Here is a 12,393-nt window from a genome sequence, read left to right on the forward strand (position 1 = left end):
CGCTCAAGCCCGGACGCGCATCAGGCGGCCGCCCGGCGCCTGGAGATGTGCGACTTGACTCTCACAATATGTGAGAGGAAGCTCTCACGTATGGATTCACGTAATCGTCTGGGCGATATCGAGATCACCGACCCGCAGGCGATGCGGGCTCTGGCGCATCCGGTGCGGCTGGCGATCCTCGAACGCCTGCAGCGGTACGGGCCGGCCACGGCGACGCAACTCGCACCCGATGTGGGAGCCACCCCGTCGGTGACGAGCTGGCATCTGCGGCACCTGGCGGGCTTCGGCCTGGTCCGCGACGCCGAGCCGGGCCCGGACCGTCGCCAGCGCCGGTGGGAGGCCGTGGCGCGCGGCTTCCGTTTCGAGGCGCCGGAGGATCCGGATGACGAGGAGGGCAGGTCGGCCGCGCGGGTCCTGTCCAGGGAGATGTTCCTTCGCTCGGGAGACCTGGCGAGCCGGTGGGCCGCCGAGGTCGAGCCCAGGCTCGAACCGGAGTGGCTGAGGCTCGCGGGTCTGGCCAGCACCCGCGTCGTCGTCTCCTCTGACGAGCTCGCCGCCATCGAGGACGCGATCGAGCGCGTCCTCGCGCCCTACGTGACGCGCGACGAGGCCGCGCGTCCGGCCGACGGCCGTGGTGTCCGGCTGCTGCGTTACGTCCTGCCGGAGGGGGCCGAGGAGCAGACCGGCGGGACGCCATGAGCGCCACGGACCAGGCGACATCCGTATCGCTGTGGCGCGATCGGCGGTTCTGTCGTTTCTGGGCCGGTCAGTCGATCTCGCAGTTCGGCGACCGGATCACCGAACTGGCCCTGCCGCTGATCGCGGTGGGGGCGCTGCATGCTTCGGCCGGCCAGGTGGCGTGGCTGACCGCGCTCATCTGGGCCCCGAACCTGCTCGCGATCGTCCTCGGCGCCTGGGTCGACCGCCGCGTCCACAAGCGGCGCCTGATGGTTCTCGCCGACCTGGTGCGGGCAGCGGTGCTGCTCTCCCTCCCGGCGGCCTGTCTCCTGGGGGCGGTGACACTGTTCCAGTTGTGTGCCGTTGCATTGCTGACCGGTGCCGCAGGGGTGCTGTTCAACACCGCCTATTCGCCGTTCTTCGCCCACCTGGTGCCCCGGTCGTCCTACGTCGACGCGAACAGCAAGCTCAGCGCCAGCCGGTCGGCGTCATACGTCGCCGGCCCGGCGATCGGCGGCGCTCTGGTCCAGGCGTTGACCGCTCCCGTCGCCGTCGTCGTCGACGCCGTGACGTTCCTAACGTCCGCGGTTCTGGTCGGCCGGGTCTCGATCGACGAACCGCCGGCCGCCCATGACCAAGCGGCACCAACGCTGCTGCGGCGTGCCGGGGAGGGACTGGTGTTCGTCATCCGTCACCCGGTGCTGCGAGCGAGCCTCGGGTGCGCGGCGACCGTCAACTTCTTCACCTTCGTCGCGGGCAGCGGACTGATCGTGCTGTTCGCCAGCCGGAACCTCGGGTTGACCGCGGGAGTCATCGGCATGGCGTTCGGGATCGGCGCCACCGGCTCGCTGCTTGGCGCGGTGATCGCCCCGAAGGTCTCGCGAAGGCTCGGCGTGGGCCGCAGCATCGTCGTGGGGGCTGTGCTGTTCCCCGCGCCGATCGCCATCGCCGCAGGCGCGGACGGCCCCCTCTGGGCTCGCGCCGGAGCCTTGGCAGCGGTCGAGTTCCTCTCCGGCGTCGGCGTCATGCTGTTCGACGTCAACCTCAACTCCCTGCAGGCTGCCGTGATCCCCGATGGCATGCGCAGTCGCGTCGCCGGCGCTTTCAGCACGATCAACTACGGCGTACGCCCTGTGGGCGCGATCGTCGGCGGACTCCTCGCCACCCTCATCGGCCTCCGGGGGACCCTCCTCGTCGCCGCCATCGGCGGAACACTGTCGCTGCTCTGGCTGCTCTCCTCGCCGATACCACGCGTCCGCTCCCTGACCGCGGACGATCCGGTGGCTCCGGACAGCGACACGGCCGCGACTGTCACCTTGCCGGCCCGCGCGACGTCATCGACGTGACCGCGCGTAGGGCTTGAACCTGACGTTACGTCGGGTTCTAAGCTCGGCCATGCATCACCGATCGAGGGGGAAGGCATGTCACGACCTGGAGGGACGTGGCGGATCGGCGAGCTGGCCCGCGAGACCGGGCTCACAGTCCGGACGCTGCACCACTACGACCAGCTCGGCCTGCTGACGCCACTGTCGCGGACCGAGGGCGGGCATCGCTGTTACACCAGCGAGGACGTCCGCCGCCTGCACCGCATCGTCGCGCTGCGCAGCCTGGGCATCTCGCTGGAGGAGATCGGGACGCTCCTGGACGGCGACCCCGACCCGACCGACCTGATCCGCCGCCAGCTCGAAGCCGTGGAAGAGCGCATCCGCAACGCCCGCGACCTGCGCGCCCGGCTGCTGGACGCCCTGAACAACCTGGGCAGGAACGCCGAACCCTCAGTCCTGCAACTCCTGCACATCATCGAGGAGACCGTTGCGATGAACGAGCCGATGACCCCGACGCAGTTCGCGGAGCTCAAGGAACAGATGCGAAGGCGCGTACGCGAGCTGGGCGACGAGGACTTCGCCGCGCTCAGCCGGAAGAGGAAAGACGCATGGAACGCACTGAGCGACCAGGACCGGCAGCGCCTGACCGAGCAGCAGCGCAAGGCGGTTCCGCAGGCCGGCGGCGGCACGAACGGCCGGTCATGACGACCGTCGTCTCAGATCTGGCCGATCGCGCCGAGATCAGCAGCCTCGTCAGCCGCTACTTCAGTGCGATCGACGACAAGCGCCTCGACCGCGCCGCCGTCGAGGCGGTGTTCGCCGCCGGTGGCCGCGTGACTCGGCCCGATGGTTCGTCACTCGTCGGACCTGAGGCCATCGCCGCCGGGCAGAGCGAGAGCTTCGCCCGCTTCCGGGCCACCCACCACGTCAGCTCCGACCACGTCGTCGACCTCGACGGGGACGGCGCCCGGCTCCGGGCCAACCTGGTCGCCATGCACCTGTGGGCCGACCAGGAGCGAGATCCCAACACGCTGGAGACACACTTCCTTGCCGGTGGGGTGCTCCACGGACTCGTGGTGCGCACCGATCGGGGATGGCGGCTCAGTGAGCTGTCGATGCGCAACACCTGGCGGACCGGGAGCGGTTACGCGGCGATGCTCTCGACCACGATGCGTTCCGGGAGACCTGGCCAGCGGTGACGGACGCCGGGCGAAAACGGCGAGCCGGCTCTGTCTGTGGCCCTGCGGGCCGGGTCAGGCGGCGCCGGTGCGCGCCGCGATGACCGCCAGCGTGGTGTAGGGCATGGTGAAGCCGCCCCCGATCGAGTCGATGGCGGCTCCTACGCCGTCCAGCACCTCGGCCAGCTTGTCGGGGGGGAGCTGTGTGAGTGGGCCGGTGGTGGGAGCCAGGTCCAGCCACTCGTCGCGGGTGTAAGACCGCTCCCAGTCGAACCGCCACTGCTCCGGGTCGCCGAACCCGTCCACCTCCCGGATGCCGTCGGCGAACTTGTGGAACATCGCCTCATAGATGGTCAGGCCCTGCTTCGGCGACGGGATATTGAGCGGGGAGTCGGGCGCCACCCGCCGGTAGACCGTGGCGAAGGCCTCCGCGACGACGGGCGGGGGCTCGATCACGTGTGCGAACGCCGCCAGCCGGCCGCCGGGCCGCAGCACCTGTGCCGCCTTGGCCCCTCCGGCGACCGGGTCCACCCAGTGCCAGGCCTGACCCGAGACGACGATGTCGAATGTCCGGCCAGCGCTTTCCCACGCCTCGAACGTCGCCACCTCGACGTCGACCCCGGTGCGCCGGGCGAACTCGGCCATCCGCGGGTCGGGGTCGACTCCGAGCACCCGGCAGCCGAGCGCCTGCAACTGGCGGGCCGCGATGCCGGTGCCGGTGCCGACGTCGAGGACGTCGAGCCCCGGGCCGGCGGCGACGATCCGCTCCATCAGGGCGTCGGGGTAGCGAGGCCGTGCCCGGTCATAGCGTTCGGCGTCCACCCCGAACGACTCCGCCACCTGCCTGGCTCTGTGAGGCTCGTTCCCGGAAGGGCGCGATTGCTCCTGCGGTATAATGGGCATGCGCCCACCATAGTGGGCGCTTGCCCACTCGTCAATGCGGGTGGGCGTATCGAGGGACGACGAAGGGACGCGCTGTTGCCGACCGGGGTGCACATCCACGACGCGCGCCGGCAACTCTTCGACGCCGCCGAGCGCGTGCTGCTCCGGGACGGGCCGAGCGCGCTGACCAGCCGGGCGGTCACCACCGAGGCCGATGTCGCCAAGGGCGTCCTGCACCGTTACTTCACCGATTTCGACGCCTTCCTCGCCGAGCTCGTGCGGGACCGCATCGCCCGGATCGGCTCCCAGGCCGCCGCCCTGCGCGACTCCGCCGGGACCGGCACCGTCGCCGGCAATCTCACCGGCGCGCTGACGGACCTGTTCGACTCGGTCGCCGTGGCGATCGTCGGTCTCGTCATCTTCCGCGACGAGCTGCGCGCCCGGCTACGCCAGGCCGGGCCGGCCCATGGCCTCCCGGTCCTGACGGAGGCCGCGGCGATGATCGCCGCCTACCTCGCCGACGAGTGCGAGATGGGCCGCATCGCGGCCGACGCGGACGTCGACTCGCTCGCGCTCTCGCTTATCGGAGCCGGGCACCTGCTGTTCGCCGGCCGCGAGGGCGCCCCGCCGGAGGCCGGGGCCGTCGACAAGGTCGTGATCACGGTCATGGCCGACGTCCTGCAAAGACGGCTGTTGTAGATCGCCAAGCGGCTGGGCGCCGTATGCGTTGCGGAGCCGCATGCCTTGACGCCGTATGCCTTATGACGCCGCGCCTTATGACGCCGCACGCCTTATGACGCCACGCCGAACCACTTGGGGAGCCGGCTGAGCAGATCCCGCTGGTCGTCGCCGACCCAGGCCACGTGGCCGTCCGGCCGCAGCAGCGCCGCGGGCACGTCCAGCTCCTCGCTGCCGTCCACGACGTGGTCGACCCGATCCGCCCAGCCCGCCACCGAGAGCCGGCCGGTCTGGTCGAGCAACAGCCCGCGGCCCGCGTGCATCCGCTCGTAGAGGCGCCCCTGCTTCAGCCCCACATCCCGCATCCGCCGGCCGAGCAGCTCATGCCCCTCACCGAAGTCGTAGCGCACCCCGATCCCGACGATCTTCTCGATCAGGTACCTGTTCACCTCCTCGAAGTCCATCAGTTCCGCCAGCAGCCGGCGTACTGCCCGGGGACCCGGCTCAAGGGAGATCAGCTCGGACTGCGCGCGGGTGTTGTTCAGCACGTCGGCGGCCACCGGGTGCCGTTCGGTCTCGTAGCTGTCCAGCAACCCCTCCGGGGCCCAGCCGCCGACCTCGGCGGCCAGTTTCCAGCCGAGGTTGAACGCGTCCTGTATGCCGAGGTTGAGCCCCTGCCCGCCCAGCGGCGGATGGACGTGCGCCGCGTCGCCGGCCAGCAGCACCCGGCCGGCCCGGTAGCGCTCGGCCAGCCGGGTGGCGTCGCCGAAGCGGGACAGCCAGCGCGGTGAGTGCACGCCGAAGTCGGTGCCGGCGAACACCCGGAGCCGCTGCCTGAACTCCTCCAGGGTCGGCGGGACCGTGCGGTCCTCGGCCACCTTCTCCGCGGGCACGACGACGCGGTACGCCCCTCCGAAGGGCCCGACGCCGAACCCACGATGGGTCTTGCGGACTTCCGCGACGACGGCCGCGACCGTCGCCGGATCCTCGGCCACCTCCATCTCGCCCAGCAGCCACTCCGTCTTGGCGGGCTCGCCGGGAAAGCCGACACCGAGCAGCTTGCGTACCGTGCTGCGGCCGCCGTCACAACCGACGAGGTAGCGCGAACGCAGCTGGGTGCCGTCGGCCAGCTCGGCGGTCACTCCATGCTCGTCCTGGCTCAGCCCGGCCAGCTCGCAGCCGCGCCGGATCTCGGCGCCGAGCCCGATGGCGTGCTCGGCCAGCAGGCGATCGGTGGTGGTCTGCGGGATGCCGAGGACGTACGGATGCGTGGTGTCCAGCCGTTCGGGCGCGGGCTTGGTGATGCCGGCGAAGTAGCCGCCGAGGGGGTGCCTGTTGCCGTGCACCAGGAACCGCTCCAGCAGACCGCGCTGGTCCATCACCTCGATGCTGCGCACGTGCAGGCCGAGCGCGCGGACGTACCTGACCGGCTCCGCCTCCTTCTCCAGCACGAGCACGCGCACATCGTGCAGCCGCAGCTCACTGGCCAGCATCATGCCGGTCGGCCCGCCGCCCGCGATGATCACGTCAATCATGAACCCCCCATTCGTCGCCGGCCAGCCGCTCCGCGCGGCCGGGCGGCGCTTACACCCGTACCTCGCGAACCCCTGATTCCCGCAGGCTCTGGCCTCGGCCGACGAGTGTGCAGCACACCGGGGGGCTTGCCGCAAGCCCCTCGGTGCGTTATATGTTGAAAGTGGCGGGGAGTGGGATCTCCTCGCTTTTGTGGTTTCCAGAGAACCTTCGTGGTTTCCAGAGAGCCCTCGTGGTCTCCAGAGAGCAGGGGCGCTCGCGCTCCCAGCCGCCGGGCCCGCCTCGACCATCCGCTTGGGCGATGGTCTCCCCTCGAAGCCGCCCGCGGCGCCTGTCGGGTCGTCAGCTGCGCGACGGCTGACTCATCCAGTCTGACCAGCGGTTTTCTGGACATGTATCCGAAGACGCGACCAGTGTGGCCGTTCTCCGCCCGCCGCTTCCGCGGACCACGGGTGCTCCGGTTTCGTCACCACACGATGTTCGCGAAGGAGACCTGCCATGCGTGGAGCAGTCCTGTACGCCCCGGGCGACGTCCGCGTCGAGGACCGCCCAGACCCGACGATCATCGAGCCGACCGACGCGATCATCCGCCTGGTGGCCACCTGCGTGTGCGGCTCGGACCTGTGGCCCTACAGGGGGGTGGAAAAGCGCGATGAGCCGGCCCCGATGGGCCACGAGTACGTCGGCGTGGTCGAGGAGGTCGGCGCCCAGGTCGCGACCATCAGGCCGGGCCAGTTCGTGGTCGGCTCGTTCTTCGCCTCCGACAACACCTGCGAGATCTGCCGGGCGGGTTACCAGAGCTCGTGCGTCCATCGCGAGCTCATGGGTCTGATCGGGACCCAGGCCGAGCTGGCACGTGTTCCGCTCGCCGACGGCACCCTGGTCGCCACCCCCGAGCCGCCGCCGGCGGATCTGGTCCCGAGCCTGCTGGCCGCCTCGGATGTGCTGGGCACCGGCTGGTTCGGCGCCGTCGCCGCCGAGGTGGGGCCGGGTGAGACCGCCGCCGTGGTGGGCGACAGCGCGGTCGGCCTGCTCGCCGTCCTGGCTGCCGGCCGACTCGGCGCCGAGCGGATCATCGCGATGAGCCGGCACGAGGCCCGGCGGAGGCTCGCCCTGGAGTTCGGCGCCACGGACCTCGTCGCCGAACGTGGCGACGAGGGCGTGGCCAGGATCAAGGACATGACCGGCGGGCTGGGCGCCCACAGCGTCATCGAGGCGGTCGGCACCCAGGAGTCGATGATGCAGGCCATCCGAGCCACCCGGCCCGGTGGCCACGTCGGCTACGTCGGAGTCGCCCACGGCGTGACGCTGCCGGGTGAGGAGTTGTTTTTCTCCCATGTGCATCTGCACGGCGGCCCGGCTCCCGTTCGCCGCTTCCTGCCGGAGCTGATCGAGCTGATCTGCGACCGCGACATCGATCCGGGCAAGGTCTTCGACCTCACCCTTCCCCTGGAGCAGGCGGCGCAGGGGTACGAGGCAATGGACGAGCGCCGTGCCATCAAGGCGCTGCTGCGCCCCTGACCCGCCTTCCCGCGTGCGGATCGCACCCGTGCGCCGGTGGCACCCTGTGGCTGTGCCCGCCGGCTTTCATCGGTGCTCCATGACCATCACGGCGGCGGTGCCGGGCTCCAGAGCCTTGAAGACATGCGGCAGGCTGCCGGGGTAGACAACGTAGTCGCCGGGGGCGAGCTCCACCGGGTCATCGGTGGGTCCCACCAGCGCGCGGCCGGTGCTGAGCACCACGTGCTCCGTCGTTCCCGCCATGTGGGGCTGCGAGTTGCGCGGCCGGCCCGGCTCCACCGCGACCCGGTAGATGTCGCGGCGGGCCCCGGGCGGGCAGGACGCCAGCAGTGTGGCGGCGTAGCCCGCCTGTTCGGAATAGGTGACCGGCCCTTCTCCCGCCCGGATGACGCGCACGTCGGGCCGCTGCGACTCGACGAGCCGGCTGAACGGCACCTCCAGCGCGACGCCGAGCGCCCACAGGGTCTCCACGCTGGGGTTGCCCAGGCCCGACTCAAGCTGCGACAGCGTCGACTTGGCGATCCCCGCACGCCTGGCCAGCTCGGTGAGAGACAGACCGGCGCGCTCACGCTCACGGCGGATCGACGCCGCGATCAATGTGATCAGCTCACCCGAGGACACGTTAACCACGGTTCGGTCCACACTCCCAAATGTTCGACTTGACGAACAACGCCTCGGTTGTTCATTTTAGTGGACATGAATTCGCTATGGCGAACAATCGATCGGGGCACGGTCCGGGACATCGCCCTGGTGTGCGTGGCCGACTCGATCGTGGGCGGCTCCTTCGGCGCGATCACCGTCTCCGGCGGCCTCCCGCCGTGGGTGCCGATCGCGATGTCCTTGCTGGTCTTCGCCGGTGGCGCCCAGTTCGCGGCAGTGGGCGTGGTGCTCGCCGGCGGAGGCGTCGCCGCGGCCGTCGCGGCCGGTCTGGTCCTCAACGCCCGGTTGCTGCCGTTCGGGTTCGCCGTGGCGGACACGGTCGGCCGGCGGTGGTGGACGCGTCTGCCGGGCGTCCATCTGATCATGGATGAGTCCGTCGCCTTCGTCCTGCGCCACGACGACCCGCGACGGCGCCAGGCCGTGTTCTGGGCTTGCGGCCTCGCGCTGTTCACCTGCTGGAACCTGTCGGTCGTGGCCGGCACGCTGGCCGGTGCGCATGTCGGCGACACCGGGACGCTCGGGCTCGACGCGGCCTTTCCCGCCGTCCTGCTGGCCCTGGTGCTGCCCTCGCTGGCCGATCCAGGCATCCGCCGCGCCGCCGTGACCGGTGCCGTCATCGCGGTCGCGGCCACGCCGTTCCTGCCCGCCGGGCTGCCGGTGCTGCTGTCCCTCGGCGGGCTCGCCGTCCTGGGCGGGCTCTCCTCCACGGCGCCGGACGGCGCACCGCCCGGGGCATCGGACGGGGCACCGGACGGGGACGGCGGGGGACCGGTGGGAGGCGACGAGGAGCCGATGGGGGAGGCACGCTGATGACGCTGCTCGCCATCGCCTTGCTGGCCGCAGGAACGTACGCGTTCCGGGTGGCCGGGCCCGTCCTGCGGCATCGGCTCCGCATACCCGAGCGTCTTCAGCGGCTGCTGACGGCCGCCGCCGCCGTGCTGCTGGTCGCGCTTGTGGCCACGGCCGCGCTCACCGAAGGCCACGGCTTCGCCGGCCCCGCCCGGCCCGCCGGGGTCCTGGTCGCCGGCGTGCTCGCGCTGCGGCGGGCGCCGTTCCCGCTGGTGGTGATCGCCGCAGCGGTCACCACGGCCGTGCTGCGTCTGTGCGGCGTGCCGTGACCGCGGCGGTGAAGTCGCCCGCGCCATGTCCGGCGCCTGAGGTCGTTCCGCCCGTCACGGCGTCAGGAGGCTGAGACGACGTCGGCCAACGGGGTGGCGGGATGGCCGGTCAGGCGGGGGACGGCGTCGCTGATGCCGTCGAGCTCGCCGGCCGCCATGGCGGTGTAGGTGGAGACCCACGCGTCGAGCTGCCATCCCGGAACGCCGTACGGGGCACGGGAGCGGTAGGCCTCCTCCACCGTCTCGGGCTCGTAGGCGATGGCGCGGCCGGTGGCCCGTGACAGGATCGCCGCGACCTCGTCCAGGGTGAGCGACTGCGGGCCCGTCAGGTCGTAGGTGGCGCCGGCGTGCCGGACGGGGCCGGTGAGCACGGCGGTGGCGGCGTCGGCGATGTCGTCCTGGGCCACGACCGCGGCCCGGCCGCGTCCGGCGGGGCCGCGGATGACGCCGTCATCGCCGACGAGGGCGAGCATGGCCTCGGCGTACAGATTGTCGCGCAGGAACGTGAAGGCGAGGCCGCTGGCGCGGATGTGCTGTTCGGTGGCCCAGTGATCGCGGGCCAGGGTGAAGGTGGCGTCGGGCGCCGCGCCGTAGAAGGAGACGTACACCAGGTGGGCGACGCCGGCCTCCGCGGCGGCGTCGACGAAGGCGCGGTGCTGGTCGACCCGGTCGGCCGACTCGGACGCCGACACCATCAGGACCGTCCCGGCGCCGCGCAGGGCGGCCACCACGGCGTCATGGTCGCCGTATCCGGCGCGGACGGCGGTCGCGCCGTCCAGGCGGGGGGCGCGGGCCGGGTCGCGCACCAGGAGGGTCTGCGTGACGCCGGCGGCGGCCAGGCGGCGAGCGACGCGGCCGCCAAGACGGCCGGTGGAGCCGGTGACGGCGATCATCCGCGGCCCTCGCCCGGGCGGACCAGGCCGGCCTCGTAGGCGAAGACGACGACCTGCACCCGGTCACGCAGGCCGAGCTTGGCCAGGATCCGCCCGACATGGGTCTTCACCGTCGCCTCCGACACGGTCAGCGACTCGGCGATCTCGCCGTTGGAGCGGCCTCGGGCCACCTCGGCCAGCACGTCCCGCTCGCGTTCCGTGAGCCGGCCGAGCCGCTCGTCGCCGGGTGACCGGGCGGCCGCAGGGTTGGGCAGGTGATGTGCGAAGGCGTCGATCAGCCGGCGGGTAACGCTCGGCGCGACCACCGCGTCGCCCGCCGCCACCGCGCGGATGCCGGTGAGCAGGTCGGGCGGCGGCACTTCCTTGAGCAGGAATCCGCTCGCCCCGGCGCGCAACCCGGAGAACACGTACTCATCGAGGTTGAACGTCGTCAGCAGCAGGATCCGCGCCGCCGAACCCGAGTCCACGATCTGCTGGGTGGCCTGGACGCCGTCCATCACCGGCATCCGCACATCCATCAGGACCACGTCGGGATTGAGCGCATGTGTCATCGTAACCCCCTGGGAGCCATCGCCGGCCTCGCCGACCACCTCCAGGTCAGGCTGGGTTTCGAACACCATGCGGAACCCCAGACGGAGCATCGGCTGGTCGTCGACCAGCAGCAGTCGGATCGCCATGTGCCCCACCGTCGTCGAATCGTAGACGCGCGCGAACGCGCCAGCCTCCGCCGGGCCGGGGACCGGCCTCGACGTGGCCACCATATGAGGCGACCCGCTCACTCATGCCGGCCAGCCCATGACCGGCGGACGACCCCCCGGCGGCCGCGAGGACAGGGCGGCCCGAACCGCCGCCGTCCGTCACCTCCAGGTCGGCCTCCGTGGTCGTGTAGCTCAGCCGTACCAGGGCGGTCGTGTGAGGACCGGCATGCTTGATGGTGTTGGTCAGCGCCTCCTGCACGATCCGGTAGACGGTGAGGCCCGCGCCGGGGCCCCACCTCCCCGGTACGCCCTCACGGATCAAGGTGACCTCGACGCCCGCGGCTCGCACCTGGTCCAGCAGCCGGTCGACGTCGTCGAGGCCGGGCTGCGGGGCCGGTGCGCAGGCGTCCCCGATAGTGACCTGAGGCTCCCCGTCGCGGAGCAGGCCGAGCAGGCGCCGCATCTCCGCCAGCGCCTCGCGCCCGGTCGCCGAGACCTTCTCCATCGTGTCGGCGGCCCGGCGCGGGGCCAGCGTCGCGGTGAACGCAGCGCCGTCGGACAGCGCGACCATGACGGCCAGATTGTGAGCGACGATGTCGTGCACCTCCCGGGCGATGCGGGCCCGCTCCGCCACGACGGCGAGGTGGGCCCGCTGGTCACGCTCCTGCTCCAGACGCTCGGCGCGCTCTTCCCGCCCGGCCTGGTAGGCGCGCCTGGTCACCCCGAGCAGCGCCGTGGCCGCCAGGAGGGACGTGAGTGTCGCGAAGTCCGCCCGATGCAGATCACCTTGCAGCAAGCCGCCGAGAAAGGCGACCTCAAGCAGCACGACCGGCGGGGGCAGGTAACGCCATGGACGGTGACGGGCGAGGGCGTACACCGCTACCAGGACGGCGATAACCGGATAGATCCCCTTCGCCCCGGACCAGGAGGAGACCGCCATGAGGACAGCGACCACACAGAAGACCAGCACGGGGGCACGTCGCCGCCACACCAACGGAAGACAGACCGCGCACAGCCACATCCACCCCGTGCCACCGGTGCCGGCCTCCACCAGCGAAGGGACGTTCGCCACCGCGACCAGCGCGGCGACGCCGGTGTCGACTGCTCGCGGATGGCGCCCCGCCGCGGCCCGGACCCCGTCAATCACGTGATCGACGCTATCTTCGCGGCACCGCCGCGGCACCCACCTTGAGGCGGACATCGTGACCGCCGTGTGCGACCGAAGTCGT

The 12,393-nt window shown here is 71.5% G+C and carries 14 protein-coding genes; 8 read left to right on the forward strand and 6 right to left on the reverse strand.

The features are described from left to right. Positions 1–90: 90 nt before the first annotated feature. From AB0B72_RS07380 to AB0B72_RS07395, 4 genes are all read left to right on the forward strand, one after another. Positions 91–699, forward strand: coding sequence for an ArsR/SmtB family transcription factor (locus tag AB0B72_RS07380; RefSeq protein WP_367737558.1), 609 nt, complete (start codon positions 91–93; stop codon positions 697–699). After that, on the forward strand, positions 696–2,024 hold the full coding sequence (locus tag AB0B72_RS07385) for an MFS transporter (protein ID WP_367737560.1): 1,329 nt from the start codon (positions 696–698) through the stop codon (positions 2,022–2,024). Before AB0B72_RS07380 ends, AB0B72_RS07385 begins: the two co-directional genes overlap by 4 nt. A gap of 75 nt (positions 2,025–2,099) precedes the next feature. Further along, positions 2,100–2,708, forward strand: coding sequence for a MerR family transcriptional regulator (locus tag AB0B72_RS07390; RefSeq protein WP_367737562.1), 609 nt, complete (start codon positions 2,100–2,102; stop codon positions 2,706–2,708). After that, positions 2,705–3,202, forward strand: coding sequence for a nuclear transport factor 2 family protein (locus AB0B72_RS07395; RefSeq protein ID WP_367737564.1), 498 nt, complete (start codon positions 2,705–2,707; stop codon positions 3,200–3,202). Before AB0B72_RS07390 ends, AB0B72_RS07395 begins: the two co-directional genes overlap by 4 nt. A 54-nt stretch (positions 3,203–3,256) precedes the next feature. On the opposite strand, the gene AB0B72_RS07400 is transcribed toward AB0B72_RS07395, so the two are convergent. Then, positions 3,257–4,021 carry a class I SAM-dependent methyltransferase gene (locus tag AB0B72_RS07400; RefSeq protein ID WP_367737566.1) on the reverse strand — a complete coding sequence of 255 codons (765 nt, stop codon included), beginning with the start codon at positions 4,019–4,021 and terminating at the stop codon, positions 3,257–3,259. Positions 4,022–4,159: 138 nt separating this feature from the next. Between AB0B72_RS07400 and AB0B72_RS07405 the strand changes: the two genes are divergently transcribed. Continuing rightward, positions 4,160–4,762 (forward strand): TetR family transcriptional regulator, encoded by a 603-nt coding sequence (locus tag AB0B72_RS07405; RefSeq protein WP_367737568.1) that lies wholly within the window; start codon positions 4,160–4,162, stop codon positions 4,760–4,762. A gap of 92 nt (positions 4,763–4,854) precedes the next feature. Here AB0B72_RS07405 and rox read toward each other — a convergent pair whose 3' ends face one another. Further along, positions 4,855–6,276, reverse strand: a complete 1,422-nt coding sequence (gene rox / locus AB0B72_RS07410; RefSeq protein ID WP_367737570.1) for a rifampin monooxygenase — start codon at positions 6,274–6,276, stop codon at positions 4,855–4,857. Between the two features lie 496 nt (positions 6,277–6,772). On the opposite strand from rox, the gene AB0B72_RS07415 reads away from it, so the two are divergent. Continuing rightward, positions 6,773–7,795, forward strand: coding sequence for a zinc-dependent alcohol dehydrogenase family protein (locus AB0B72_RS07415; protein ID WP_367737572.1), 1,023 nt, complete (start codon positions 6,773–6,775; stop codon positions 7,793–7,795). A gap of 66 nt (positions 7,796–7,861) precedes the next feature. On the opposite strand, the gene AB0B72_RS07420 is transcribed toward AB0B72_RS07415, so the two are convergent. Then, a complete protein-coding gene (locus AB0B72_RS07420) occupies positions 7,862–8,416 on the reverse strand; it encodes a helix-turn-helix domain-containing protein (protein WP_367737573.1) in 555 nt (184 codons plus the stop codon). A gap of 75 nt (positions 8,417–8,491) precedes the next feature. Here AB0B72_RS07420 and AB0B72_RS07425 point away from each other — a divergent pair, with 75 nt between their 5' ends. Next, complete coding sequence (locus tag AB0B72_RS07425; protein ID WP_367737575.1) at positions 8,492–9,265, forward strand: AzlC family ABC transporter permease; 774 nt, start codon at positions 8,492–8,494, stop codon at positions 9,263–9,265. Continuing rightward, positions 9,265–9,573 carry an AzlD domain-containing protein gene (locus AB0B72_RS07430; RefSeq protein WP_367737577.1) on the forward strand — a complete coding sequence of 103 codons (309 nt, stop codon included), beginning with the start codon at positions 9,265–9,267 and terminating at the stop codon, positions 9,571–9,573. The genes AB0B72_RS07425 and AB0B72_RS07430 overlap by 1 nt, the downstream gene beginning before the upstream one ends. Positions 9,574–9,635: 62 nt before the next feature. On the opposite strand, the gene AB0B72_RS07435 is transcribed toward AB0B72_RS07430, so the two are convergent. From AB0B72_RS07435 to AB0B72_RS07445, 3 genes are read right to left on the reverse strand one after another with little or no spacing between them, the layout of a single operon-like run. Then, entirely contained in the window at positions 9,636–10,466 is an 831-nt protein-coding gene (locus AB0B72_RS07435; RefSeq protein WP_367737581.1) for an SDR family oxidoreductase, read from the reverse strand. After that, a complete protein-coding gene (locus AB0B72_RS07440) occupies positions 10,463–11,143 on the reverse strand; it encodes a response regulator (RefSeq protein WP_367737583.1) in 681 nt (226 codons plus the stop codon). The genes AB0B72_RS07435 and AB0B72_RS07440 overlap by 4 nt, the downstream gene beginning before the upstream one ends. Then, a complete protein-coding gene (locus tag AB0B72_RS07445; RefSeq protein ID WP_367737584.1) occupies positions 11,064–12,311 on the reverse strand; it encodes a sensor histidine kinase in 1,248 nt (415 codons plus the stop codon). The genes AB0B72_RS07440 and AB0B72_RS07445 overlap by 80 nt, the downstream gene beginning before the upstream one ends. Between the last annotated feature and the right edge of the window lie 82 nt (positions 12,312–12,393).

Source organism: Microbispora sp. NPDC049125 (genome assembly GCF_040802045.1).
In the GTDB taxonomy this organism is placed as follows: Bacteria; Actinomycetota; Actinomycetes; order Streptosporangiales; family Streptosporangiaceae; genus Microbispora.